Raw genomic sequence first — 25937 nt, forward strand, 5'->3', positions numbered from 1 at the left:
AGCCCTCAGGCCGCCTGCTCGGCCCTGAGGACCTTCCACTCCGGCGCGAGCACCGACCAGACCTCCATGTCGAGGCGCCGGCCCCGGTACGCGTAGCTCTCGCGCAGGACGCCGTCCCGCGTCATCCCGAGCCGTCGGGCCACCGCGATGCTGCTCTCGTTCTTCGAGGAGACCAGCCACTCGACGCGGTGGATGGAGCGTTCGCCGATCGCCCAGTCGATGATCGTCCGCGCGGCCCGGGTGACCAGGCCCCTGCCGACGGCCGACGGCTCCAGCCAGCAGCCGGCCTCGGCCGTCCCCTGGTTCACGTCCATCGCGCGGAAGAGCACACCGCCGACGAGGGTGCCCTCGCTCCAGATGCCGTAGATCCGGCCCGCGTCGTTCGCGGCCTTCTCGGCGTACGCCTGGAGGAAGGAGCGGGCCGAGTCGAGGTCCGCGACCACGTCGGCGAGGGCGATGTGCTCCCCGACGTACTCCCGTCCCCGGTTCATGTGGGTGAGGAACTCCTCGGCGTACGAGGGCTCCAGCGGCCTCAGTTCGGCGCCGTCGTCACCCAGCGATATCGCGAACACTGTCGTCGTCCTCCGCAGTCGAAACCGTCACACGCTGTGCGGGGATCTTCGCACGGGCGTCGGCGGCGGCGCGGGACTCCGGCGGTTCGATGCTGATCCGGGGCAGCCGGCGGTCGAGCCAGCGGGGCAGCCACCAGTTCGCCCCGCCGAGCATGTGCATGAGGGCCGGTACGAGCAGGGTCCGCAGGACGAAGGCGTCCAGCGCGACGGCCGCCGCGAGCGCGATGCCGAACATCGCGACGACCCGGTCGCCGGAGAGGACGAAGGCGAGGAAGACGGAGATCATGATGACCGCCGCGGAGTTGATCACGCGGCTGGTCTCGGCGAGCCCGACCCGGACCGCGCGCCGGTTGTCGCCGGTCTCCAGCCACTCCTCGTACATCCGGCTGACCAGGAAGACCTGGTAGTCCATGGAGAGCCCGAAGAGCACAGACACCATGATGACCGGCAGGAAGGGTTCGATCGGGCCCGCGCTGCCGAGTCCGAGGAGCTCGCTCCCCCAGCCCCACTGGAAGACCGCGACGACGATGCCGAAGGCGGACGCGACGGCGGCGACGTTCATCAGCGCGGCCTTCAGCGGGATGCCGAGGGACCGGAAGGCGACCAGGAGCAGCAGACAGCCGAGCGCGATGACGACGCCCACGAAGAGCGGCAGCTTGCCGACGATGATCTCGGCGAAGTCGTCGTAGGAGGCGGTGACGCCACCGACGTGGACATCGAGCGAGGTGCCCTGCTCGGCCGCCGGAAGCACGTCCGCGCGCAGCCGGTCGACGAGGTCGCTCGTGGACTTCGACTGCGGTGAGGAGTCCGGTACGACGGTCAGGACGGCGGTGTCGCCGCCGCTGTTGTAGACGACCGGGGAGACGGAGTCGACACCGCGGGTGTGCGCCAGCTCGGCCGACAGCTCGCCCATCGCGACACGGTCGTCGGCGCCGTCGATCTCGGCGACGAGGGTGAGCGGCCCGTTGACACCCGGCCCGAAGCCTCCCCCGGAGCCTTCGGCCTGGGAGGGACCCCCACGAGCCAGCAGGTCGTACGCCTGTCGGGTGGTCGCCGTGGCCGGGCCGTTGCCCTGGTCGGAGGTGCCGAGGTGGAGGGAGAAGGTCGGCAGCGCCAGGACCAGCATGACGACGGCGGCGACCGCGCCGAGCAGCTTGGGGTGGCGCTCGACGAAGGCGGACCAGCGGGCGGCGAAGCCGGTCGGGAGCTCGGGCTGCGGCCCGTGCTCGGCGAGGTGCCGGCGCTCGCGGCGGGAGAGCGCGCGCATCCCGATGAGGGAGAGCAGCGCGGGCAGCAGGGTGACGGAGGCGGCGACCGTGAGGACCACGGTCAGCGAGGCGGCGATGGCGACGCCGTTGAGGAAGCTGAGCCGCAGGATGAGCATGCCGAGGAGGGCGATGCAGACGGTCGCGCCGGCGAAGACGACGGCCCGGCCGGTGGTCGCCACCGCGATCTGCGCGGATTCGGGGACCGATAGCCCGCGTTTGAGTCCCTTGCGGTGGCGCGTGACGATGAAGAGCGCGTAGTCGATGCCGACGCCGAGGCCGATGAGCATGCCCAGCATCGGGGCGAAGTCGGCGACGGTCATGACGTGGCCGAGGAGCACGATCCCGGAGTACGCGATGCCGACGCTGACGAGCGCGGTGGCGATGGGGAGCGCGGAGGCGGCGAGCGAGCCGAAGGCGAGGAAGAGGACGACGGCCGCGACGACGACGCCGACGGCCTCGGCGACATGGCCGCCGGAGGCTTCGGTGAGGGCGACGGCGCTGCCGCCGAGCTCGACCTGGAGGTGGTCGGAGGCGGCCCCGCGAGCCGTGTCGACCAGGGCCTGGGCCTGCGCCTTCGGGATGTCGTCGGCCTGCGCGTCGAAGATCACGGGGGCGTAGGCGGTCCGCCCGTCCTCGCTGATCTGCGCCTGGGCGGCCGGGCCGCCGTCGTACGGGGAGGTCACGGAGGCGATGCCGGGCAGTTCGGCGACCTCGTCGAGCACCTCGGTCATGCGCTGCTCGACGCCGGTGGCGCGGACGCTGCCCTGGTCGGTGTGCCAGACGATCGTGTTGCTGTCGCCGCCGGCGCCGGGGAAGCCCTTCTCGAGGAGGGCGGTGGCACGCCCCGACTCGGTGCCGGGGACCTCGTAGTCGTTGGAGTAGGCCGAGCCCGCTGCCGATGCTCCGGCGACGGCTCCGCCGAGGGCGATGAGCCAGAGCAGAACGGCGACGAGGCGGTGCTTGATGCACCACCGTGCGATGGCTGCCAAAGGACGTGCTCCCTGGTGGTTCGTGGATCTTTACCGGGGAACAGCCCGCAAAGAACGCATGACCTGGATAAGGCCACTGTTGCAGCCTTAAGAGATCCTTTGTCCCTTTCGTGTCGTTACTCACAGGGGTGCGCGGAAGCTCGGGCCGTTGGTCCCGGGCTCCCGCGCGTGCCGCCTGGGGGGAGGCGTCGGGTCGGTCAGCCGGAGACGCTCGCCCGCCCGTTCTCGATGTGCCCCATGAGCCGCCGGCGGAAGCCGCCGGGCGCGGTCACCTCGACGTCGTACCAGCCGTGCGCGTCGGCCGCCGAGTGGACGAGGGTGCGGCTCCGGCCGGGCTTCACGGTGACGGTACGGGTCCAGTCGCGCAGGTCGTCGCGGTCCACGTAGCCGAGCGGGCGGACGGTGAAGGAGACCGGCGCGGTGCCCGTGTTCCGTACGGTGAGGTGCAGGTCACGGTCATGATGGTCGATGTGCGAGGCGAGGTCGGCGCCGCCCGCGGCCGGTCCCTCGAACTCGCGGCGGAAGCCGTTCGGGCCGGTGATCGTGAAGCGGTAGTGATCACGCGTGAGGGGTACGGCCCACTGCGCCTCGCCCTTGACGTCCCGGTGCTGGGGAACGGCGAACTCGCCTGCGTACGGGTACAGCGCGAAGTGCGCGGAGGCCTTTCCGCTGTTCTTCAGGCCGACGGTGATCGCACCGGCGCCGACGCGCGCCTGGGCGTCCGGCTGGTACGGCAGCGGGCGGGCCGGGCGGGTGCCCGGCTCCTGGACCGGCATCTGCTGGACGGCCGGGGGCTGCGGCCGCCAGCGGCCGGAGAACGGCGGGATCGGGCCGGGCTCCTCGACGTCGGGCTGCCGGTGCGCGCGCCGGAAGTCGAAGGCGGAGGTCAGGTCGCCTGTGACGGCTCGCCGCCACGGGGTGATGTTGGGCTCCTCGATACCGGTGAGCCGCTCCAGGAACCGGATCACGGAGGTGTGGTCGAAGGTCTCGGAGCAGACGTAGCCGCCTACCGACCAGGGCGAGACGACGAGCAGCGGGACGCGGATGCCGAGACCGGTGGGCAGGCCCTTCCAGCGCTCGTCCGTGTCGTCGGCCGGCGGGACGGGCGGCGGCACGTGATCGAAGAAGCCGTCGTTCTCGTCGTAGTTGATCAGGACGACGGTGTGGCGCCAGACGTCCGGGTGTGAGCCGAGGGCGTCGAGCACCTTGTAGACGAGCGAGGCCGAGGCGATCGGCGAGGAGGAGCCGGGGTGCTCGGAGTCGATCGCGGACGGGACGAGGTACGAGACCTCCGGGAGCGTCCCGGCGGCCACGTCGGCGCGGAAGGCGTCGGCGAGCTTCCCGGTCTCGACGCGGCGCAGACCGCGCTCGAAGAGCGAACGCTCGGCGGCGGTGAGCGTGGCGACGCCGTCCTCCAGGGCGGCGAGGAGCCTGGCCCGCTCGTTCCGGTCCTCCGTGTCGCGGACGGCGGCGTAGAAGGACTCCATGAAGGTGTGCCCGCCGGTGGCGGCGAGGGCCTTGCGGGCGATCTTCTTGAACGAGGTGAAGAACTCGATGTTGTTGTCGGTGAAGTTCTCCCACTCGGTGTACGTCTTCCAGCTCCGCCCGGCCGCTTCGAGGCGCTCGGCGTAGGTGGGCCAGGGGTAGCCGGGATGGGTGCCCTCGGCGTACGCGGCGTTGGTGACGGCGCGGCTGCCGTCGGCCTCGTAGCCGGTCCAGCCGGACCAGAGGTGGTTGCGGTTGGGGCTCGTCGAGGTGTGGGTGGACGAGTGGTAGGCGTCGCAGATGGTGAAGGTGTCGGCGAGTTCGTAGTGCAGCGGGATGTCCCGGCGGTCGTAGTACGCCATCGTCGCCGCGGTCTTCGCGGAGACCCAGCCGTCCATCCAGCCGTCGTGCCAGGCCTTGGCGCCGCCGCTCCAGGAGTGGTCGAGGTCGCCGATGTACTGGAGGTCCTTCTTCTGCGTCTCGGCGGCGCCGCGGATCGGGAACGGCAGGACGGTCCGGCCGAGGGCGGCAGGCTGCTCGAACACGGGCGTGCCGGAGGGGAGTTCGATCGCGTTGCGGTCGCCGAAGCCGCGGACACCGCGGAGGGTGCCGAAGTAGTGATCGAAGGAACGGTTCTCCTGCATCAGGATCACGACGTGGCGGACGGCCGACATACCCCCGGCCGGCGGTCCCGCGGCGATCGCCTCCTGGAGCGACGGCGGGAGCAGCGAGCTGGCGGCGGCGCCGAGCGCGCCTCCGCCCAGCGCGAGGACCCTGCGGCGGGACATGCGGGCATTCTCGGGGGACAAGACCGACCTCCAGTCGACGGCCAATGGTTCGTCTTCGAGCCATTGGGTGGTACTCCGGGGACGGTAGTGAGGCCGGATGACGCGCGGAAGACCCGACGCGGACCGGGCGGTGAACGTCCAACAGCCTCCGACAGGAGTCCAAGGCCGGAAATATTCGGTGCCGCACAGGCCGACGGGTGTGCAGACTCGGTCCATGGCGGACATGTGGGCGTTCCGGGACGCGGTCGGTGACTGGGCGGCGGGCGGTGACGGCGGGCCGGCGCGGGAGCTGGCCGCGCAACTGGGGCTGCGGACGGCGGTGTTGCTGGAGGGGCCGAGCGACCTCGCGGCCGTGGAGACGCTGGCCGCCCGGCGCGGCCGGGACCTGGCCGCCGAGGGCGTGTCCGTGGTCGCGATGGGCGGGGCGATGAACGTGGGCCGCTACGCGGGCCTTCTCGGGCCGCCCGGGCTCGGGCTGCGCCTGACGGGACTGTGCGACGAGCGCGAGGCGCCGTACTACGACCGCGGCCTGGACCGGGCCGGAGCGCCGCGCGACGGCGTCTTCGTGTGCGTGGCGGACCTGGAGGACGAACTCATCCGCACGCTGGGCACGGAGCGGGCCGAGCAGATCGTGCGGGCCGAGGACGACGACCTGCGTGCCTGGCAGACGTTCCTGCGCCAGCCCGCCCAGCACGGCCGGACCCGGCATCAGCAGCTGCGGCGCTTCCTCGGCACGAAGAAGGGCCGCAAGATCCGATACGGCCACCTCCTCGTCGAGGCCCTCTCCCCCGACCGGATCCCGGCCCCGCTCGTCGACCTCTTCAGGAGCGTGTGACCGTCGGGCCGACCACCGGGCCGACCGCCCGGGCCCATCACGCCGGACACGTGGAACGCGAGAGGGCGGCGCCCCGGGCCGTGGAAGACCCGGGGCGCCGCCCTCGTACGCGTAACCGGACGGTCAGCCCTCGCTGACGCCCAGCTTCTCCAGGATCAGGTCCTTCACGCGCGCCGCGTCCGCCTGGCCGCGGGTGGCCTTCATGACCGCGCCGACCAGGGCGCCGACCGCCGCGACCTTGCCGCCGCGGATCTTGTCGGCGATGCCGGCGTTGGCCGCGATGGCCTCGTCGACCGCCGTGCCGAGCGCGCCCTCGTCGGAGACGACCTTCAGACCGCGCTTCTCGACGACCTCGTCCGGGCCGCCCTCGCCGGCCAGCACGCCCTCGATGACCTGACGGGCCAGCTTGTCGGTGAGGTCGCCGGATGCCACCAGCTCGGTCACCCGGGCGACCTGCGCCGGGGTGATCGGCAGCTCGTCCAGGGCCGTGCCCGACTCGTTGGCGGAGCGGGCCAGCTCGCCCATCCACCACTTGCGGGCCTGGTCCGCCGGAGCACCGGCGTCCGTCGTCGCGACGATCAGGTCGACCGCGCCCGCGTTGAGGATCGACTGCATGTCGTGCTCGGAGACGCCCCACTCCTCGCGGAGCCGGTTGCGGCGCACGCGCGGCAGCTCGGGCAGAGCGGCGCGCAGCTCCTCGACCCACGCTCGGGCCGGGGCGACGGGGACGAGGTCGGGCTCCGGGAAGTACCGGTAGTCCTCGGCGTTGTCCTTGATACGGCCGGACGTGGTGGAGCCGTCGTCCTCGTGGAAGTGACGGGTCTCCTGCACGATCGTGCCGCCGGAGGAGAGCACGGCCGCGTGGCGCTGGATCTCGAAGCGCGCCGCGCGCTCCACGGAGCGGAGCGAGTTGACGTTCTTCGTCTCCGAGCGGGTACCGAAGGCCTTGGTGCCGTTGGGGCGCAGCGACAGGTTCACGTCGCAGCGCATCTGGCCCTTGTCCATGCGCGCCTCGGAGACGCCCAGCGCTCGGATCAGCTCGCGCAGCTCGGCGACGTACGCCTTGGCGACCTCGGGGGCCCGCTCGCCCGCGCCCTCGATCGGCTTGGTGACGATCTCGATGAGCGGGATGCCCGCGCGGTTGTAGTCGAGCAGCGAGTGCGAGGCGCCGTGGATCCGGCCCGTCGCGCCGCCGATGTGCGTCGACTTGCCGGTGTCCTCCTCCATGTGGGCGCGCTCGATCTCCACGCGGAAGATCTCCCCGTCCTCCAGCTGGACGTCCAGATAGCCGTTGAAGGCGATCGGCTCGTCGTACTGCGAGGTCTGGAAGTTCTTCGGCATGTCCGGGTAGAAGTAGTTCTTCCGGGCGAAGCGGCACCACTCGGCGATCTCGCAGTTCAGCGCGAGGCCGATCTTGACGGCCGACTCGACGCCGATCGCGTTGACGACCGGGAGCGAGCCGGGCAGGCCGAGACAGGTGGGGCAGGTCTGCGAGTTGGGCTCGGCGCCCAGCTCGGTCGAGCAGCCGCAGAACATCTTGGTCTTCGTGCCGAGCTCGACATGGACCTCCAGGCCCATGACGGGGTCGTACGCAGCGAGCGCCGCGTCGTACGACAGCAGTTCAGTGACGGTCACAGTGAGACTTTCCCTCTCAGCCCAGCAGGACGTCGTCGTCGCCCAGGCGCTTCAGCTCCCGGTAGAGGATCGCCAGGCCGGTAACGATGGCAGCGGCGGACACGGCGGAGTCGATCAGCCGCAGCATGTCGTTGTCGTTGCGGGCCATCTTGGCCTGCTTCGCGACGCTGATGGCACCGAACGCGGTGGTCGCCAGCGAGACGTAGACGCCGGTCTTCGACTTCTTGAAGTTCTTGGCCTTCTTTGCCATGGCACTCACAGCGACGGAGCCTCCTCAAGCAGTGGGTGACCCCACTTTTCCACGAAGGCGGCCTCGACGGCGGCGCCGACCTTGTACAGCCGGTCGTCCTTCATGGCGGGGGCGATGATCTGCAGGCCGACCGGCAGACCGTCCTCCGGCGCGAGGCCGCAGGGCAGCGACATGGCGGCGTTGCCCGCCAGGTTGGTCGGGATGGTGCACAGGTCCGCGAGGTACATCGCCATCGGGTCGTCGGCGCGCTCGCCGATCGGGAAGGCGGTGGTCGGGGTCGTCGGGGAGACGATCACGTCGACCTGCTCGAAGGCCTGCTCGAACTCGCGGGTGATGAGCGTGCGGACCTTCTGCGCCGAGCCGTAGTACGCGTCGTAGTAGCCGGAGCTCAGCGCGTACGTACCGAGGATGATGCGGCGCTTGACCTCGTCGCCGAAGCCGGCCTCACGGGTGAGGGCGGTGACCTCCTCGGCCGACTTCGTGCCGTCGTCGCCGACCCGCAGGCCGTAGCGCATGGCGTCGAAGCGGGCCAGGTTGGAGGAGCACTCCGACGGCGCGATCAGGTAGTACGCCGAAAGGGCGAGGTCGAAGGTCGGGCAGTCCAGCTCGACGATCTCGGCGCCCAGCTCCTTGAGGAGCTCGACGGACTCGTCGAAGCGCTGCACGACACCGGCCTGGTAGCCCTCGCCGCGGAACTGCTTGACGACTCCGACGCGCATGCCGGCGACGGAGCCGTTGCGCGCGGCCTCGACGACCGGCGGGACCGGGGCGTCGATGGACGTCGAGTCCAGCGGGTCGTGCCCGGCGATCGCCTCGTGCAGCAGGGCCGCGTCCAGGACCGTACGGGCGCAGGGGCCGCCCTGGTCGAGGGAGGAGGAGAAGGCCACCATGCCGAAGCGGGAGACCCCGCCGTAGGTCGGCTTGACGCCGACGGTGCCGGTAACGGCGGCGGGCTGGCGGATCGAGCCGCCGGTGTCCGTGCCGATGGCCAGGGGCGCCTCGTACGCGGCGAGCGCGGCGGAGGAGCCACCGCCGGAGCCACCGGGGATCCGGGTGAGGTCCCAGGGGTTGCCGGTGGGGCCGTACGCGCTGTTCTCGGTGGAGGACCCCATGGCGAACTCGTCCATGTTGGTCTTGCCGAGGATGACGACGTCGGCGGCCTTGAGGTTCTTCACCAGGGTCGCGTCGTACGGCGGGATCCAGCCTTCGAGGATCTTCGAACCGACGGTCGTCGGCACGCCGGCGGTGGTGAAGATGTCCTTGAGCGCCAGCGGGACGCCGGCCAGCGGGCCGAGCTTCTCGCCCTTGGCGCGCTTCTCGTCCACGGCGCGGGCCTGGGCGAGGGCGCCCTCGCGGTCGACGTGCAGGAAGGCGTGGACCTTCTCGTCGACGACCTCGATCCGGGCCAGGTGGGCCTCGGTCACCTGGACGGCGGTCAGCTCGCCGGAGGCGATCTTCCCGGCGATCTCGGCGGCCGTGAGCTTGATGATGGTGCTGTCCGTCATGTGATTAGTCCTCCCCCAGGATCTGCGGCACCTTGAAACGCTGCTGCTCCTGGGCCGGGGCGCCGGAGAGCGCCTGCTCGGGGGTGAGCGACGGACGGACCTCGTCCGCGCGCATGACGTTCGTCAGCGGCAGCGGGTGGGAGGTCGGCGGTACGTCTTGGTCGGCGACCTCGGAGACGCGGGCGACCGCGCCGATGATGTCGTCGAGCTGACCGGCGAAGTGATCGAGCTCTTCGCCCTTCAGCTCCAGACGCGCCAGCCGTGCGAGGTGGGCGACCTCCTCGCGCGTGATGCCAGGCATGCGATCCTCACGGGGTGAGTCTGATGGTGTTGGCCCCAATCCTATGGGGCCCGCACCGCTGCCCGTGAAACGGTTCGCACCGCCGCCCGCCGCGCGGCTACTGCACCACCTGGCCGGAGGGCTGGTCGAGGTCCGCGGCCGCGGCCGCCTCGGCGGCCTGCAGCGCGGCCTCCTCCGAGGGGCGGCGCCAGCCGCGCTCGCCCCGGGCCAGCAGCCAGGCGGTGGTCTCGGCCGGGGGCATCGCGGCGGCCACCAGCCAGCCCTGGACGGCGTCGCAGCCCAGGTCCCGCAGGCGCTCCCAGGTCTCGTCGTCCTCGACGCCCTCGGCGACCACGAGCAGGCCGAGGGAGTGGGCGAGGTCGAGAGTGCAGCGCACGATCTCGGCGTCCTCGGCGTCGACGGCGAGCCGGGCGACGAAGGAACGGTCGATCTTCAGCTCGCTCACCGGGAGGCGCCGGAGGTGGACGAGGGAGGAGTAGCCGGTGCCGAAGTCGTCCAGGGACATCTTCACGCCGTGGCCGGTCAGCCCGGCCATCGTGTCGGCGGCGCGCTGCGGGTCCTCCAGGAGCACGTGCTCCGTTATCTCCAGCTGCAGGGCCCCCGCCGGGACGCCGTGCCGGGCGAGCCGGGCGGCGACCGCGCCGGCGAAGCCGGGGGTGTGGACGTCCCGGGGCGAGACGTTGACGGCCACAGGAACGTTCAACCCCTGGGCACGCCACCGGGCGACCTGCGCGAGCGCGGTCTCCAGGACGTACTCGGTGAGGTGGGGCATCAGGCCCGAGGACTCGGCGATGGCGATGAATTCGTCCGGGGGGACCCGGCCGCGCTCCGGGTGCACCCAGCGCACCAGGGCCTCCAGGCCGGCGACCTGCCCGTCGAAGCGGACCTTGGGCTGGTAGTGGAGCTCGACCTCGCCGGCGTCCAGGGCGCGGCGGAGGTCGCCGAGGAGGCCGAGCCGGTCGGGGGTGTTGGAGTCGCGCTTCGACTCGTACACCTCGACGCCCGTACGGTCCCGCTTGGCCTGGTACATCGCGACGTCGGCCCGGCGCAGCAGCCCCTCGGCGTCGAGCGCGTGGTCGGGGAAGACCGCGACGCCTGCGCTGGCCTCCAGGACGAGGGTGAGGCCGTCCAGGTCGAGCGGCGAGGAGAGCTCGGCGACCAGGTGGCGGGCGACCCGCTGGGCGCTGGTGGTGGAGTCTGCGGTGGGGAGCAGGACGGCGAACTCGTCGCCGCCGAGCCGCGCCGCCTCCGCGCCGCGCGGCAGGGCGAGCTTGAGCCGCTCGGCGATCTGGAGCAGCAGCCGGTCCCCGGCGAGATGGCCGAGGGTGTCGTTGACCGAGCGGAAACGGTCGAGGTCGATCAGGACGAGCGCGGAGCGGGCGCCCTCTCCCTCGGCCTCCTCCAAGGCGGTCCAGGCCCGCTCCAGGAGCCACTGCCGGTTCGGCAGGCCGGTGAGCGGGTCGCGCAGCTGCTCCTCGGCGCGGGCGCGGGCGATCCAGAGCGTGGAGTCGAGGGCGATGAGCGGGACCGCGAAGAGCGGCAGCAGCAGCGGCTGCGCGACGGCGACGACGCAGATCAGCGGGGCGATGCCGAGCAGGGCGACGGCGACGAGACCCTGGCGGAGCAGGGCGGTGCGCGCGACGGTCGGCAGGCCGCCGCTGCGGGGCGAGAGGGCGTACCACAGGAGGAGCCGGGTCACCACGAGGTAGGTCCCGGCGGCGAGCACGACTTCCGGTACGTCGGCGATCCCCCAGTCGGGGGGCTGCCAGGGGTGCTCGACGGTCGGTACGTCTCCGAACGCGGCGAGGACCAGGGCGGCTGCGCCGACGCCGAGGACGTCCACGGCGCCGTGCAGCAGGCCCTGGCGCCAGCGGTGCCGGCGGGCCGCGCCGACGAGGAGCACGACGGCCATGGAGACGAGTCCGGCGGGCACCCAGCCGTAGAGGAGCAGGACGGCGAGGGTGAGGGCGGCGCCCGAGCCGGTGCCGCCCCACCAACGGTCGCGGCCGAGGGCGACCAGGTGTCCGACGATGAGTCCGGTGAGGACGGCGAGGGACCAGCCCTCGGCGCCGCCGGGGAAGAGACCGTGCCCGGCGCTCAGCACGTGGTAGAGCCCGGTGACGAGCGCGCCGGCGGCGAGCCCCACCACGGCTCCGGGAAGCCCGGAGGGGATGCCCACGAAGGCCGCGCGTGCACGCGGCCGTGAGACCGGGGCGGCGGCACTCTCGGTCGGTTTCATTCCGTCCCTCTCACAGCCGGCGGTGCCGTTGCAACGCGATGGGCCGTTGTCATGCCGCCACGACCGGCAGAGCCCTCACTCGGCCGTGTGCGACAGACGCACGGTCTCAACACTAGGCCGCGGAGGGCTCCGACGGGCAGCGCTCTCCATCTCTTGCCCGAATGCGACCTGGCCACCCGTAACGATCTGGTATGCGCCGAACGGGTGATGTTCGCGCGGCGGTCTCCCCGGCTCCCCCGCGGGCTCCCCCGGTCCCCTCCGGCTATCCCTCGACCGGAACCGCGGCCTCCCGAGCGGCCTCGGGCCCCTGTTCGAGCAGCACGGCGAAGCCGGCCTCGTCGAGAACCGGAACCTTCAGCTGCATCGCCTTGTCGTACTTCGAACCGGGGTTCTCGCCCACCACCACGAAGTCGGTCTTCTTCGAAACGGAACCGGTCACCTTCGCTCCGCGGCTCTGGAGCGACTCTTTTGCGCCATCCCTGGTGAAGTTCTGCAGCGTGCCGGTGACGACGACGGTCAGCCCCTCCAGCGGGCGCGGCCCCTGATCCTCGCCGGCGCCCTCGTCCTCGAACGCCACCCCCGCCGCACGCCACTTGCGCACGATCTCGCGGTGCCAGTCCTCGGAGAACCAGTCCTTCACCGCCGTGGCGATGATCCCGCCGACCCCGTCGACCGCCGCCAACTCCTCCTCGCTCGCCTGCTCGATGCGGTCGAGGGAGCGGAACTCGCGGGCCAGCGCCTGGGCGGCCACGGGCCCCACGTGCCGGATGGAGAGGCCGTTGATGAACCGGGCGAGCGGGCGGCTCTTGGCGGCCTCGATGTTGGCCAGCATGGCAAGCGCGTTCTTCTTCGGCTCGCCCTTCTGGTTGGCGAAGACCGTGACGACCTTCTCCTCACCGGTCTTCGGGTCCCGCTTCGGCAGCCCGCTGTCCGGGTCGAGGACGTACGCCTTGATCGGCAGGAGCTGTTCGATGGTGAGGTCGAAGAGATCGCCCTCGTCGACCAGCGGGGGCTCGGTCGGCTCCAGGGGCCGGGTCAGCGCGGCCGCGGCCACCGCGCCGAAGTTCTCGATGTCCAGGCACTCACGGCCCGCCAGATAGAAGAGACGTTCACGCAGTTGGGCGGGGCAGGTCCGCGCGTTGGGGCAGCGCAGATCGATGTCGCCCTCCTTCATGGCCCGCAGCGGCGTCCCGCACTCGGGGCACTCGGCGGGCATCACGAACTCCCGCTCGCTGCCGTCCCGGAGGTCGGCGACGGGGCCGAGGATCTCCGGGATCACGTCACCGGCCTTGCGCAGCACGACCGTGTCACCGATCAGCACACCCTTGGCCTTCACCACCTCCTGGTTGTGGAGGGTGGCGAACTCGACCTCGGAACCGGCGACCGTGACGGGCTCCACCTGGGCATACGGAGTGACCCGGCCCGTCCGGCCGACACCGACCTTGATGTCGACCAGCTTGGTGTTGACCTCCTCGGGCGCGTACTTCCACGCGATCGCCCAGCGCGGGGCGCGCGCGGTGGAGCCCAGCCGGCCCTGGAGCGGGATCTCGTCCAGCTTGACGACGACCCCGTCGATCTCGTGCTCCACGGAGTGACGGTTCTCGCCGAAGTACGCGATGAACTCCCGTACCTCGTCGAGCGAGGCGACGACCCGGTTGTGCCGGGCGGTCGGCATGCCCCACTCGCGCAGCAGCTCGTACGCCTGGCTGAGGCGGTCGATGTCGAAGCCCTCACGGGCGCCGATGCCGTGGACGACCATGCGGAGCGGGCGGGTCGCGGTGACCTTCGGATCCTTCTGCCGGAGCGAACCGGCCGCCGCGTTGCGCGGGTTGGCGAAGGGCTTGTCGCCGGCCTCGACCAGACGCGCGTTCAGCCCTTCGAAGGCCTCCATCGGGAAGTAGACCTCGCCCCGGATCTCCACGAGGGCCGGGACACGGTCCCCGTGCAGACGCTCCGGGATGTCGGCGATCGTGCGGACGTTGGGCGTGATGTCCTCGCCGGCCCGGCCGTCGCCGCGGGTGGCGGCCCGGGTCAGCCTGCCGCGCTCGTACGTCAGGTTGACCGCGAGGCCGTCGACCTTCAGCTCGCACAGCAGGTGGTAGTCGGGCGTGCCGACGTCACGCGCGGTGCGCTCGGCCCAGGCGGCGAGCTCCAGGTCGTCGAAGGCGTTGTCCAGGGAGAGCATGCGCTCCCGGTGCTCGACAGAGGTGAACTCCGTCTCGTACTGCCCCGCGACCTTCTGGGTCGGCGAGTCCGGCGTGCGCAGCTCGGGGTACTCCTCCTCCAGCGCCTCCAGGGAGCGCAGGAGCTTGTCGAACTCGCCGTCGCTGATGACCGGCTGGTCCTTCACGTAGTACCGGAAGCGGTGCTGCTCGACCTGCTCGGCAAGGTCGGCGTGCTTCTCCCGTGCCTCGGCGGGCAGGGCCCCCTGTTCGACTGCCACCGTTACTCGTCCTCCCGTTTGCCTCTGACCGAAGTCACTCAGGGTTGTCCGCGAGCGATCTCGCCGCCCGGACGCAGTGGGCGAGCGCCGCGCGGGCGTACGCGGGCGAAGCACCCGCGAGACCGCACGTCGGGGTGACCACCACGGACTCGGCGAGAGTCCCCGGATTCAGCCCCAGCCTGCGCCACAGCGTCCTGACACCCATGACGCTACCGCCCGGGTCGGACAATGCCGTGTCGGTGGACGGCACCACGCCCACGAAGAGCTTGGTACCGGCCTCGACGGCTTCGCCGATCGGCTCCTCGTCACGTTCGGTGAGGAGACCGAAGTCGAACGAGACCCCGGCGACACCGGCCCGCCGCAGCAGCCCGAACGGCACCTCGGGGGCGCAGGAGTGGACGACGACCGGACCGTCGTGGACCGCCACCACGTCGCGCAGGGCGCTCTCGACGACCTGCCGGTCGACGGCGCGGTACGTGCGGTAGCCGCTGGCGGTACGGACATGGCCGCGCAGGACGGCCGTGAGGGAGGGCTCGTCGAGCTGGACGACGAGCCGGGCGCCGGGGATCCGCTTGCGGAGCTCGGCGAGGTGGGCGCGCAGGCCCTCGGCGAGGGAGCCCGTGAGGTCCCGGCAGGCGCCCGGGTCGCCGAGGGCGGCCTCGCCGCCGCGCAGTTCGAGCGCCGCGGCCAGCGTCCAGGGGCCCACGGCCTGGACCTTGAGCGGGCCCTCGTACCCCTGGGTGAACTCCTCCAGGGCGTCCAGGTCCTCCCCCAGCCAGGAGCGTGCCCGCCGGGTGTCGCGGCCCGGCCGGTCGCTGACCCGCCAGCCGCTCGGCTCCACATGCGCGTACATCTCGACGAGCAGACCGATGGTCCGCCCGATCATGTCGGCGCCGGGGCCGCGCGCGGGCAGTTCGGCGAGGAAGGGGAAGTCCTCGAAGGAACCGGTGACGGTCCTGGCGGCCTCGCGGGCGTCACCGCCGGGCACGGAGCCGACACCGGTGGCGGGCCCCCAGGGGAACTCTTGCTGCTCGCTCGTCTCGCTCACTGTTCCTGGCGTCTCGCTCACTGTTCCTGGTTCCTACCGTCCCGGACGGACCGTCAGCTCGTTGATCTCCGCGTCGCGCGGCAGGTCGACGGCCGTGAGGATCGTGGTCGCGACCGACTCGGGGTCGATCCACTTCGAGGGGTCGTACTCCTTGCCCTCCTGGGCGTGCACCTTCGCCTGCATGGGGCTGGCGGTGCGGCCCGGGTAGACGGAGGTGACCCGTACCCCGTTGCCGTGCTCCTCGTGGCGGAGCGAGTCGGCGAGCGCCTTCAGGCCGTGCTTGGAGGCCGCGTAGGCGCTCCAGTCGGCGTGGGCGCTGAGCCCGGCACCGGAGTTGACGAAGACCACGTGGCCCTGGGAGACGCGGAGCTGGGGCAGGAAGTGCCGGGTCAGCTCGGCGGGGGCGACGAGGTTGACGTTGAGCTGGTGGCGCCAGGTCTTGGGGGTGAGGTCGCCCACCGGGCCGAGGTCGACCACGCCCGCGATGTGGAGGAGCGTGTCGACCCGCTCGGGCAGGCTCTGGTGCGAGAAGGCCCAGGAGAGCCGGTCGGGGTCGGCGAGATCCCCGACGAGCGTCCTGGCGCCGGGGAACTCGGCCGCGAGCTCCTTGGCCCGGCCGGCGTCGCGCGCGTGGAGGACGAGTTCGTCGCCGCGCGCGTGGAGCCGGCGCGCGACCGCCGCGCCGATGCCGGAACCTGCCCCGGTGATCACATGAGTAGCCATGGGGACCATGGTCCCATCACCGTGCGGCGATCGACGCCTCCAGGTAGGCGAGAGCGGATGCGCCGTCCTCTGCGAAGAACACCAGGTCGGCGAGGGGCAGCGGCAGGAAGCCCTCGTCCTCCATGCGCCGGAACTGCACCTTCAGGCCGTCGTAGAAGCCGGCGGTGTTCAGCAGGACCACCGGCTTGGTGTGCTGGCCGTGCTTCCTCAGCTCCAGGACCTCGGTGGCCTCGTCGAGGGTGCCGGTGCCGCCCACCATGACCACGATCGCGTCGGACTTGGCCAGGAGCAGTGCCTTCCGCTCGGCGAGGTCCTTGGCCACGATCATCTGGTCGGCGCCGGGCCGGGCCTTGGCGGCGAGGAAGTCGACCGAGACGCCGACGAGCCGGCCGCCCGCCCCCTCCACCCCGTCCGCGACGACCTTCATCAGGCCGACGTCGGAGCCGCCCCACACCAGGGTGTGGCCCGCCTTGCCGAGCCGTTCGGCGAAGTCGCGGGCGGGGGCGGTGTAGCGCTCGTCGAGCTCGGCGGCCGAGAGGAAGACGCAGATGTTCATGGCCCCCACCGTATTCCTGACCTCGGCTTTCAAGATTCTTCGGGGAATTTCCGTCCCGCGCCGATGAGTTCCGCACCCCCGTCCGGTCAGCACTGCCATGGACGAGATGAGCGGGACTCTGCACAGGTTCCGGGGGCGGGTCAGGTCCGCGGACGGGACGCGGATCGCGTACGAGCGGCGCGGGGAGGGGGCTCCGGTGATCCTCGTGGGCGGGGCACTGTCGACGGCCGGGACGGAACAGCCGCTGGCCGATCTGCTGGCGCCGCACTACTCGGTCGTGACGTACGACCGGCGGGGGCGCGGCCGGAGTGGTGACACCGGTCCGTACGGGGTGCGGCGGGAGATCGACGACCTGGCCGCGCTGATCGACGCGGTGGGCGGCCGGGCGTTCGTGCACGGCGTCTCGACGGGCGGGGCGCTGGCCCTCGCGGCGGCGGGCGGCGGGGTGCCGATCGGGCGGCTGTCGGTCTACGAGCCGCCGTTCTCGACGGAGGCCGGTGCCGGTGACGCCTTCGCGTGGCGGCGGCGCCGGCTGGCCGGGCTGCTCGACCGCGGGCAGCACGGCGCCGCCGTCGAGATGTTCCTGAGGGACGAGGCGGTGCCGGTGCAGGACGGGCCGCGGCTGGAGGCCGTCGCCCACACCCTGGCGTACGACCATGAGGTACTGGGCGACGGGACGGTGCCGGCGGCGCGGCTGGGGCGGGTCCACACGCGCGCGCTGGTCGTCGACGGCGGTTCGAGCCCGGCCCGGACGCGTCGCGCGGCCCTGGCGGTCGCGAGGGCCCTCCCCCGGGGCCGCCACCGCACCCTGACGGGCCAGACGCACCAGGTGGCACCGCACGTCCTCGCGCCGGTCCTCGAGGACTTCTTCGAGGAGGAGTGACCGGGGGCGCCCACGCCTCGGGTGACGGGGGCGCGTATGCCTCAGACCGTCGCCGTCGCCGTGGCCCCGCGCCGTACCGTCGTCGCGATCGTCGCCGAGCCCACCACGCGTGTGTCGTCGTACAGCACGATCGCCTGGCCGGGGGCCACGCCGCGGACCGGCTCGTCGAAGGTGACCGTCAGCCCGCCGTCCACCAGCGCCGCCGTCACCGCCGTCTCGCCGCCGTGGGCGCGCAGCTGTGCGGTGTAGCGGCCGGAGCCCTCCGGAGCCGTGCCGCACCAGCGGGGCTTGATCGCCGTGAGGCCCGTGACGTCGAGCGCCTCGACGGGACCCACCGTGACCGTGTTGTTCACGGGCGAGATGTCCAGGACGTAGCGCGGCTTGCCGTCCGGCGCCGGGTGCCCGATCCGCAGGCCCTTGCGCTGGCCGATGGTGAAGCCGTACGCACCCTCGTGGGTGCCCACCTTCTCCCCCGACTCGTCGACGATGTCGCCCTCCGCCCGGCCGAGCCGGGAGGCCAGGAAGCCCTGGGTGTCGCCGTCGGCGATGAAGCAGATGTCGTGGCTGTCGGGCTTCTTCGCCACCGCGAGCCCACGGCGCTCCGCCTCCGCCCGGATCTCGTCCTTGGTGGTGAGGGTGTCGCCCAGCGGGAACATCGCGTGGGCGAGCTGCTTCTCGTCCAGGACTCCGAGGACGTACGACTGGTCCTTGGCCGTGTCGGAGGCGCGGTGCAGCTCGCGCGAGCCGTCCTCGTTGAGCACGACCGTGGCGTAGTGACCGGTGCAGACCGCGTCGAAGCCGAGGGCGAGCGCCTTGTCGAGCAGCGCCGCGAACTTGATCTTCTCGTTGCAGCGCAGGCAGGGGTTGGGGGTGCGACCCGCCTCGTACTCCGCGACGAAGTCGTCGACGACGTCCTCGCGGAAGCGCTCGGCGAGGTCCCAGACGTAGAAGGGGATGCCGATGACGTCGGCCGCCCGGCGGGCGTCGCGGGAGTCCTCGATGGTGCAGCAGCCGCGCGCACCGGTACGGAAGGACTGCGGGTTCGCGGAGAGCGCCAGGTGGACGCCGGTGACGTCGTGCCCGGCTTCGGCGGCGCGGGCGGCGGCGACGGCGGAGTCCACGCCGCCGGACATGGCGGCGAGGACACGGAGGGGGCGCTGCGGCGGAGTCTGAGTCATAGCCCTACCAGGGTACGGGGCGCCGGGAACCGCGGTCGCGTGAGTAAGCGTTGTCCTGCACATGGGGAGCGAGAAGAAGCGGGGGGTGGGACGGCGGGCCGTCCTGCTCGGCGGCGGCGCGGCCGTCCTCGGTACGGCGGCGCTGGCCCGCGACGAGCTGGCGCGCGCGTGGTGGCGGCTGCCGGGGACGGAGAAGGACCGGGTGGAGGGTGAGCTCGACCACAAGGGCGCGGACTGGTCGGCGGCGTCCCGGGCGAACTGGCGGCGGGCGGACCGCCCGGCCGACTACACGATCGACCGCGTGGTGATCCATGTCGTCCAGGGCAGCTACGCGAGTGCCCTGAAGGTCTTCAGGAACCCGGGGCACGGTGCCGCCACGCATTACGTGGTCCGCAAGGACGGGCACGTGGCGCAGATGATCCGTGAGCTCGACGTGGCGTTCCACGCGGGGAACCGGGACATGAACGAGCGGAGCGTCGGGATCGAGCACGAGGGGTTCGTGGACCGTCCGCAGGACTTCACGGCGGCGATGTACGCGTCCTCGGCGCGGCTGACGGCGGGGATCTGCGCCCGGTACGGCATACCCGTGGACCGGGAGCACGTCATCGGGCACGTCGAGGTGCCCGGGACCGACCACACGGACCCCGGGCCGCACTGGGACTGGGACCGCTACATGAAGCTCGTACGGGAGGCTTCGAAGAGGGTCACGTGAGACCGGCGGTGCGGGCGCGCTCGACGGCGGGGCCGATGGCGGCGGCGACCGCCGCGACGTCCTCCTTCGTGGAGGTGTGGCCGAGGGTGAAGCGCAGGGTGCCGCGGGCGAGGTCCGGGTCGGTGCCGGTGGCGAGCAGGACGTGGCTCGGCTGGGCGACGCCGGCGGTGCAGGCGGAGCCGGTGGAGCACTCGATGCCCTGGGCGTCGAGGAGCAGGAGGAGGGAGTCGCCCTCGCAGCCGGGGAAGGTGAAGTGGGCGTTGGCGGGGAGCCGGTCGACCGGGTCGCCGCCGAGGATCGCGTCGGGGACGGCGGCGAGGACGGCCGCGACGAGGTCGTCGCGCAGGGCGCCGATCTCGCGGGCGAACTCCTCGCGCCGCTCGGCGGCGAGCCGCCCGGCGACGGCGAAGGCGGCGATGGCGGGCGCGTCCAGGGTGCCGGAGCGGACATGGCGCTCCTGGCCGCCGCCGTGGAGGACGGGCACGGGGCTGTACTCGCGGCCGAGGAGCAGCGCGCCGATGCCGTAGGGGCCGCCGATCTTGTGGCCGGAGACGGTCAGGGCGGCGAGGCCGGATGCGCCGAAGTCGACCGGGAGCTGGCCGAAGGCCTGGACGGCGTCGGCGTGCAGCGGGACGTCGAACTCGCTTGCGACGTCGGCGAGTTCGCGTACCGGCATGACGGTGCCGATCTCGTTGTTCGCCCACATGACGGTGGCGAGCGCGACGGTCTCGGGCTCGCGGGCGATGGCCTCGCGCAGGGTGTCGGGGTGCACGCGGCCGTACCGGTCGACGGGCAGGTACTCGACGGTGGCGCCCTCGTGCGTGGCGAGCCAGTCCACGGCGTCGAGCACGGCGTGGTGCTCGACGGGGCTGGCGAGGACGCGGGTGCGGGCGGGGTCGGCGTCGCGGCGGGACCAGTACAGGCCCTTGACGGCGAGGTTGTCGGCCTCGGTGCCGCCGGAGGTGAAGACGACCTCGCTGGGCCGCGCGCCCAGGGCGGCGGCGAGGGTCTCGCGCGCCTCCTCGACGACCCGCCGGGCGCGCCGCCCGGCCGCGTGCAGGGAGGATGCGTTGCCCGTGACGGCGAGCTGGGCGTTCATCGCCTCGATCGCCTCGGGGAGCATGGGCGTGGTCGCGGCGTGGTCGAGGTAAGCCATGGTGCCTCGATTCTACGAGTGCGGTGTCCCGCGCTCGGCCACGCCCCCGCGGCTCCTGCGGTGCCCGCCGGGCCGGCCCCCTGGGCGACGGCGCCGCACCGGCCCCGCTTACCCCGAACCCTGACGCCGAGAAACCCTGAGACTCAGTCGCGCGGCGCGCGGGCCAGCTGGCGGGACTGGGCGACGAGCCGGTCCGCGCTGTCCCAGACCTCCGCGTCCTCCTCAAGGAAGCCGCCGGCGAGGTTCCGCGTGGTGATGGAGACCCGCAGCGGTCCGGGGGCCGGGCGGCAGCGTACGTGCGTGGTGAGCTCGACGGTCGGGGTCCACCCCTTGAGGCCGAGCTCGAAGGAGGTCGGCGGCAGCGCGTCGACGGTGAGGAGCAGGGAGAGCGCGTCGGGCTCACGGCCGTCGGCGAGCGCGAACCAGCCGCGCATCTCGCCCTTCCCCGACGGCGCGCCGATCGCCCAGCCGACGGTGGCCGGGTCGAGCTTGAGGTCGAGGCGGTCGGTGATGGCGCTGGAGCCGGGGATCGGCGGCCGGGGGCCGTCGGAGGGGCCGAAGCACTGGTCGAGGGGGGCGACGGCCGGGGGCGTGGCGGAGGTGCGGACGTCGTCGCTGAGCGCGTCGAGATCGCCGTACGAGGCGAGGACGCGGATGCGCTCGACCTCGGTGCCGTCCTCGGCGTACTGGAAGAGGGACGCCTGGCCGGTGGAGAGCGTACGGCCGGTGCGGACGGTCTCCGTGCGGATCACGGCGGGGCCGGGCACGGACGGCGTGAGGTAGTGCGCCGAGATCGTGAACGGGTCCGGGTGCGGCAGGTGGTCGCCGAGGGCCCGGCCGAGCAGGGCGAGGAGGTAGCCGCCGTTGACGGCGTTGATGATCGTCCAGCCTGCGGAGAGGTCGGCGTCGTAGACACCGGGGGCGCGGAGGGTGACGGTGGTGTCGCGGTCGAACTCGCTGACCGCTTCGCTCGTCGTCGTCTCGATGCTCGTGCTCATGTCCCGACGGTACAACACGATGCTACTGAGCGGTAGCTTTTTCGGGTTCCTCGCGGGCGGAGGAACGGCGGTTCCACGCGCGGGGCGCGCGCCAGTGGTAGCGCATGGCGAGCAGGCGCAGCGCGAAGGCCAGGAGGACGGCGGCGCCGCTCGTGAACGCGTTGAGCACGTCGAACCGGATGCAGAGGACGACCGTCGTGGCGCCGACGATCGCGGGCACGGCGTAGAGGTCGCGGTCCCAGCGGAGCAGGGAGGGGATCTCGTTGGCGAGCACGTCGCGCAGGACACCGCCGCCGACGGCGGTCGCGAGACCGAGGACCGCGGAGGAGGTCAGGCCGAGACCGTACTCGTACGCCTTGATGGTGCCGGTGACGGCGAAGAGCCCGAGCCCGGCGGCGTCGAAGACGTTGACGGCGGTCTGGGTGCGTTCCACCTCGGGGTGCAGGAAGAAGACGAACGCCGTGGCGACGAGCGGCATCAGGAAGTAGCCGAGGTCGGTGAAGGCGGCCGGGGGCACGGCGCCGATGATCAGGTCGCGCAGGAGCCCGCCGCCGAGGGCGGTGACCTCGGCGAGGACGGCGATGCCGAAGACGTCGAAGTTCTTCCGGACGGCCAGCAGGGCGCCGGAGATGGCGAAGACGAAGATGCCGATCAGGTCGAGGGCATGTTGTACGGAGGGACTGAACAGATCGTGGAACACGGCGCCCATTGTGACGGGTGGGACGGGTGGCGTCGGCGGGCGCGGGCGGGGACGGGAGGTTTCCCCCCGCCCCACCCCTCACCGAAACCCTGACGGGCCCGGGGGCTCCGCCCCCGAACCCCCGTGGGGCGGCAGCTTCGCGCCACCCGCGCCGCAGGCCCGCCGGGCATGCGCGCGGCCCCCGCTGCCGTGTGGCAGCGGGGGCCGCGCCGCGTAGCTACGCCTTCGGGTCCTCACCCTCGGACTGAGCGCCGCGTTACTCCTTGGCCGTACCGCCCTCGGACGGCGCGTCACCCTCGGACGGCGCGTCCGCCTTCGACGGAGCGTCGTCCTGGGCCGGAGCGTCGTCCTGTGCCGGAGCGTCCGCCTCGGACACGGCGACGGCCTCGGCCGGGGTGGCCGCCTCCGCGGGCGCCTCCGTGGCCGTCGGCTTCGTGATCGACACCTCCACCGACTCCCGCGCCGACGGCACCGTCACGCCCTCCGCGTTCTCCGGGTGGTGGCACGCGACCCGCTGGCCCGGACGGAGTTCGATGAGCGGGGGCTCCACCGTCCGGCAGACCTCCGTCGCCTTCCAGCAGCGCGTGTGGAAACGGCAGCCCGGCGGCGGGGCGATCGGGGACGGGACGTCGCCCTTCAGCAGGATGCGCTCGCTCTTCGCGCCCTTGCGGCGGGGGTCCGGGATCGGGACCGCCGACATCAGCGCGCGCGTGTACGGGTGCATCGGCGACTCGTAGAGGGACTTGCGGTCCGCGAGCTCCACGATCTTGCCGAGGTACATGACCGCGATCCGGTCCGAGACGTGCCGGATCACCGACAGGTCGTGGGCGATGATCACGTACGTCAGGCCCAGCTCGTCCTGGAGGTCGTCCAGGAGGTTCACCACCTGCGCCTGGATCGAGACGTCGAGCGCCGACACCGGCTCGTCCGCCACGACCAGCCTCGGCTTCAGGGCGAGCGCCCGCGCGATGCCGATGCGCTGGCGCTGGCCGCCCGAGAACTCGTGCGGGTAGCGGTTGTAGTGCTCCGGGTTCAGGCCGACCAGGCCGAGGAGGCGCTGGACCTCCTTCTTGACCCCGCCCTCGGGCTCCACGCCCTGGAGCTTGAACGGCGCCGAGACGATCGTGCCGACCGTGTGCCGGGGGTTCAGCGAGCCGTACGGGTCCTGGAAGATCATCTGGATGTCACGGCGCAGCGGACGCATCTTGGCCACACCGAGGTGCGAGACGTCCACGCCCTCGAACTCGACCGTGCCGCCCGTCGGTTCGAGCAGCCGTGTGATCAGCCGGCCCATCGTCGACTTGCCGCAGCCCGACTCGCCGACGACGCCGAGGGTCTCCCCCGGGTACACCTCGAAGTCGATGCCGTCGACCGCCTTGACCGCCCCGACCTGGCGCTGCAGCAGCCCCTTCTTGATCGGGAAGTGCTTCACCAGGCCGTTGACCTTGAGCAGGGGCTCAGTGCTCTTGTTGTCGCTCACAGCTTCGGCGCAATCTCTTCGGTCCAGATCCGGGTCCGCTCCTCCGTCGACATGTGGCAGGCGGAGTAGTGACGGTCGGCGTGCTCGCCGCCCGTCGGCGCGAGCCGCAGCTCGGGGCGCTCGGTGCGCGTGATGCCGCCCTTGGGCACATCCGCGTACGGGCATCGCGGGTTGAAGGCACAGCCGCTGGGCACGTTGATCAGGCTGGGCGGGTTGCCCTTCACCGGGATGAGCCGCTCGGTCTGGTCGCGGTCGATCCGCGGCATCGAGCCGAGCAGGCCCCAGGTGTAGGGGTGCTGCGGCTCGTAGAAGACCGCCTCGGCCGGCCCGCGCTCCACGCACCGGCCGCCGTACATCACCAGGATGTCGTCGGCGACCTCGGCGACGACGCCCAGGTCGTGCGTGATGATGACGACCGCGGAGCCGAACTCCTTCTGCAGGTCCCGGATCAGGTCGAGGATCTGCGCCTGGACCGTCACGTCGAGCGCGGTGGTCGGCTCGTCCGCGATGAGCAGTTCGGGGTTGTTGACCAGCGCCATCGCGATCATCGCGCGCTGGCGCATACCGCCGGAGAACTCGTGCGGGTAGTTCGAGAAGCGCTTGGCCGGCTCGGGGATGCCGACCCGGTCGAGCAGTTCGACGGCCCGCTTCTTGGCGGTCTTCTTGTCGACCGGGTGGTGGACCCGGTACGCCTCCACGATCTGCGCGCCGACCGTGTAGTACGGGTGCATCGCGGAGAGCGGGTCCTGGAAGATCATCGCCATGTCGCGGCCGCGCAGCCGGCGCACGTCCTCCGGGTCGGCCGAGAGCAGCTCCCGGCCGTTGAGCCAGATCTCGCCGGAGATCCGCGCCTTCTGACGGCCGTACTGGCCGACGGTGTGCAGCCCCATGATGCCGAGCGAGGTCACCGACTTGCCGGAGCCGGACTCGCCCACGATGCCGAGGGTCTTGCCCTTCTCCAGCTGGAAGGAGAGCCCGTCGACGGACTTGACCAGGCCGTCGTCGGTCGGGAAGTGGATCTTCAGGTCGCGGACGTCGAGGAAGGCGTCGGACGGGGCGTTCCCGGACGCGACCGGTTCTCCCAGGGCCGCGCCGGTCTTGGTCAGCTTGTCCGTCATGCGAGCCTCACTCGGGGGTCGATCACCGCGTACAGAAGGTCCACCACGAGGTTGGCGATGACGACGGCGGCCGCGGTGATGAGCGTGACCGCCAGGATCAGCGGCAGGTCGCGGTCGCTGACCGCCTTGAAGGCCGCGTTTCCGAGGCCCGGCAGGTTGAACGCGGTCTCGGTCAGGACGGCGCCGCCCATGAGGGCGCCGAGGTCCATGCCGAAGATGGTCAGGATGGGGGTCATCGTGGAGCGCATGGCGTGCTTGCCGAGCACGACCCGCTCCTGGAGACCCTTGGCCCGTGCCGTACGGATGTAGTCCTCGCCGAGGACCTCCAGCATGGTGGCGCGGGTGAGCCGCGCGTACATCGCCGCGTACAGGAAGGCGAGCGTGATCCACGGCAGCAGCAGGCCGCCGAACCAGCTGCCGAAGGACTCGCTGATCGGCACGTACTTCGCGTCCAGCCAGCCCAGCTGGGTGCGGAAGAGGAACATCACCAGCATGGCGGTGAAGTAGATCGGGAGCGAGACACCGGCCAGGGCGGTGATCATGGCCGCGCGGTCGACGGCCGTGCCGCGCTTGAGCGCGGAGAGCACGCCGGTGGCCACGCCCATGACGAGCCACAGCAGGGCCGCGCCGATGACCATGGAGATCGTGACCGGGATCCGGTCGACGAGCAGGGTCCAGACGTCCTGTTCCGTACGGAACGAGTAGCCGAAGCAGGGCGCCGCGCAGTGGATGGTGTCGCCGCCGCCGGTGTAGTCCCGGCCGACGAAGATTCCGGAGACGAAGTGCCAGAACTGCACCAGGATCGGCTCGTCCAGGCCCAGCTTCTGGCGGACGCCCTCGATGGAAGCCGGATCCGCCTGCTTGCCGACGAACATCGCGGCAGGGTCGCTGCCGGTCAGCTTGGGGATGAGGAAGAAGATGCTGAGCGTCACCAGGGTGACGACCATCAGCATCACTGCGACGGCGAAGAGCCGTCGAACGAGATATGCAAGCATGCGGTCGGCCGTCCGGTGGCCGGGGATCCCGGTCGGGATCCCCGGCCACCGCGAGCGGCCATCACCTGCCCTTCGGACCT

Annotated in this window: 22 protein-coding genes; 3 read left to right on the plus strand and 19 right to left on the minus strand. The window is 71.9% G+C overall.

Translation table 11 applies throughout. The features are described 5' to 3' along the window. Positions 1 to 5 precede the first annotated feature (5 nt). From ACF1G2_RS12955 to ACF1G2_RS12965, 3 genes are all read right to left on the minus strand, one after another. Positions 6 to 572: a GNAT family N-acetyltransferase gene (locus ACF1G2_RS12955; protein ID WP_391798310.1), complete on the minus strand. Its 567-nt coding sequence runs from the start codon at positions 570 to 572 to the stop codon at positions 6 to 8. After that, entirely contained in the window at positions 550 to 2829 is a 2280-nt protein-coding gene (locus ACF1G2_RS12960; protein WP_391798311.1) for an MMPL family transporter, read from the minus strand. The genes ACF1G2_RS12955 and ACF1G2_RS12960 overlap by 23 nt, the downstream gene beginning before the upstream one ends. A 197-nt stretch (positions 2830 to 3026) precedes the next feature. Next, a complete protein-coding gene (locus ACF1G2_RS12965) occupies positions 3027 to 5102 on the minus strand; it encodes a phosphocholine-specific phospholipase C (protein ID WP_391798312.1) in 2076 nt (691 codons plus the stop codon). Between the two features lie 214 nt (positions 5103 to 5316). Here ACF1G2_RS12965 and ACF1G2_RS12970 point away from each other — a divergent pair, with 214 nt between their 5' ends. Then, complete coding sequence (locus ACF1G2_RS12970) at positions 5317 to 5937, plus strand: TOPRIM nucleotidyl transferase/hydrolase domain-containing protein (RefSeq protein WP_391798313.1); 621 nt, start codon at positions 5317 to 5319, stop codon at positions 5935 to 5937. 123 nt (positions 5938 to 6060) lie between these two features. Here the strand turns inward: ACF1G2_RS12970 and gatB are convergent, their stop codons facing one another. From gatB to ACF1G2_RS13015, 9 genes are all read right to left on the minus strand, one after another. Beyond that, positions 6061 to 7572: an Asp-tRNA(Asn)/Glu-tRNA(Gln) amidotransferase subunit GatB gene (gene gatB / locus ACF1G2_RS12975; RefSeq protein ID WP_391798314.1), complete on the minus strand. Its 1512-nt coding sequence runs from the start codon at positions 7570 to 7572 to the stop codon at positions 6061 to 6063. A gap of 16 nt (positions 7573 to 7588) precedes the next feature. Beyond that, on the minus strand, positions 7589 to 7822 hold the full coding sequence (locus tag ACF1G2_RS12980) for a hypothetical protein (RefSeq protein WP_189513203.1): 234 nt from the start codon (positions 7820 to 7822) through the stop codon (positions 7589 to 7591). Positions 7823 to 7827: 5 nt separating this feature from the next. Further along, positions 7828 to 9327: an Asp-tRNA(Asn)/Glu-tRNA(Gln) amidotransferase subunit GatA gene (gatA, locus tag ACF1G2_RS12985; protein ID WP_391798315.1), complete on the minus strand. Its 1500-nt coding sequence runs from the start codon at positions 9325 to 9327 to the stop codon at positions 7828 to 7830. 4 nt (positions 9328 to 9331) lie between these two features. Beyond that, positions 9332 to 9628 carry an Asp-tRNA(Asn)/Glu-tRNA(Gln) amidotransferase subunit GatC gene (gene gatC, locus ACF1G2_RS12990; protein ID WP_015036350.1) on the minus strand — a complete coding sequence of 99 codons (297 nt, stop codon included), beginning with the start codon at positions 9626 to 9628 and terminating at the stop codon, positions 9332 to 9334. Between the two features lie 97 nt (positions 9629 to 9725). Beyond that, a complete protein-coding gene (locus ACF1G2_RS12995; protein WP_391798316.1) occupies positions 9726 to 11867 on the minus strand; it encodes a putative bifunctional diguanylate cyclase/phosphodiesterase in 2142 nt (713 codons plus the stop codon). Between the two features lie 262 nt (positions 11868 to 12129). Further along, positions 12130 to 14310, minus strand: a complete 2181-nt coding sequence (ligA, locus tag ACF1G2_RS13000; protein WP_391798317.1) for an NAD-dependent DNA ligase LigA — start codon at positions 14308 to 14310, stop codon at positions 12130 to 12132. A 34-nt stretch (positions 14311 to 14344) separates the two neighbouring features. Then, positions 14345 to 15358: a methionine synthase gene (locus tag ACF1G2_RS13005; RefSeq protein WP_391798318.1), complete on the minus strand. Its 1014-nt coding sequence runs from the start codon at positions 15356 to 15358 to the stop codon at positions 14345 to 14347. A 33-nt stretch (positions 15359 to 15391) separates the two neighbouring features. Further along, a complete protein-coding gene (locus tag ACF1G2_RS13010) occupies positions 15392 to 16090 on the minus strand; it encodes an SDR family oxidoreductase (RefSeq protein WP_391798319.1) in 699 nt (232 codons plus the stop codon). Between the two features lie 7 nt (positions 16091 to 16097). Continuing rightward, entirely contained in the window at positions 16098 to 16637 is a 540-nt protein-coding gene (locus ACF1G2_RS13015; RefSeq protein WP_391798320.1) for a TIGR00730 family Rossman fold protein, read from the minus strand. 97 nt (positions 16638 to 16734) lie between these two features. On the opposite strand from ACF1G2_RS13015, the gene ACF1G2_RS13020 reads away from it, so the two are divergent. Next, positions 16735 to 17520: an alpha/beta fold hydrolase gene (locus ACF1G2_RS13020; RefSeq protein ID WP_391798321.1), complete on the plus strand. Its 786-nt coding sequence runs from the start codon at positions 16735 to 16737 to the stop codon at positions 17518 to 17520. 41 nt (positions 17521 to 17561) lie between these two features. Here the strand turns inward: ACF1G2_RS13020 and mnmA are convergent, their stop codons facing one another. Next, a complete protein-coding gene (mnmA, locus tag ACF1G2_RS13025; protein WP_391798322.1) occupies positions 17562 to 18698 on the minus strand; it encodes a tRNA 2-thiouridine(34) synthase MnmA in 1137 nt (378 codons plus the stop codon). A 61-nt stretch (positions 18699 to 18759) separates the two neighbouring features. Between mnmA and ACF1G2_RS13030 the strand changes: the two genes are divergently transcribed. Then, entirely contained in the window at positions 18760 to 19410 is a 651-nt protein-coding gene (locus tag ACF1G2_RS13030; RefSeq protein WP_391798323.1) for an N-acetylmuramoyl-L-alanine amidase, read from the plus strand. On the opposite strand, the gene ACF1G2_RS13035 is transcribed toward ACF1G2_RS13030, so the two are convergent. The 6 genes from ACF1G2_RS13035 to ACF1G2_RS13060 all read right to left on the minus strand — a co-directional run bounded on the left by ACF1G2_RS13035 (position 19403) and on the right by ACF1G2_RS13060 (position 25857). Beyond that, positions 19403 to 20566 (minus strand): cysteine desulfurase family protein, encoded by a 1164-nt coding sequence (locus tag ACF1G2_RS13035; protein WP_391798324.1) that lies wholly within the window; start codon positions 20564 to 20566, stop codon positions 19403 to 19405. The two genes, ACF1G2_RS13030 and ACF1G2_RS13035, sit on opposite strands and share 8 nt — an antisense overlap. Positions 20567 to 20709: 143 nt before the next feature. Beyond that, entirely contained in the window at positions 20710 to 21564 is an 855-nt protein-coding gene (locus ACF1G2_RS13040) for a thioesterase family protein (RefSeq protein ID WP_391798325.1), read from the minus strand. A gap of 22 nt (positions 21565 to 21586) precedes the next feature. Next, on the minus strand, positions 21587 to 22264 hold the full coding sequence (locus ACF1G2_RS13045; protein WP_391798326.1) for a trimeric intracellular cation channel family protein: 678 nt from the start codon (positions 22262 to 22264) through the stop codon (positions 21587 to 21589). Between the two features lie 256 nt (positions 22265 to 22520). Then, entirely contained in the window at positions 22521 to 23744 is a 1224-nt protein-coding gene (locus ACF1G2_RS13050; protein ID WP_391798327.1) for an ABC transporter ATP-binding protein, read from the minus strand. After that, positions 23741 to 24862 carry an ABC transporter ATP-binding protein gene (locus ACF1G2_RS13055; protein WP_383222135.1) on the minus strand — a complete coding sequence of 374 codons (1122 nt, stop codon included), beginning with the start codon at positions 24860 to 24862 and terminating at the stop codon, positions 23741 to 23743. Before ACF1G2_RS13055 ends, ACF1G2_RS13050 begins: the two co-directional genes overlap by 4 nt. Beyond that, entirely contained in the window at positions 24859 to 25857 is a 999-nt protein-coding gene (locus ACF1G2_RS13060) for an ABC transporter permease (RefSeq protein ID WP_383222133.1), read from the minus strand. The genes ACF1G2_RS13055 and ACF1G2_RS13060 overlap by 4 nt, the downstream gene beginning before the upstream one ends. Positions 25858 to 25937: the final 80 nt, after the last annotated feature.

The sequence above is a fragment of the Streptomyces sp. NPDC013457 genome (assembly GCF_043089925.1).
Taxonomy (GTDB): domain Bacteria; phylum Actinomycetota; class Actinomycetes; order Streptomycetales; family Streptomycetaceae; genus Streptomyces.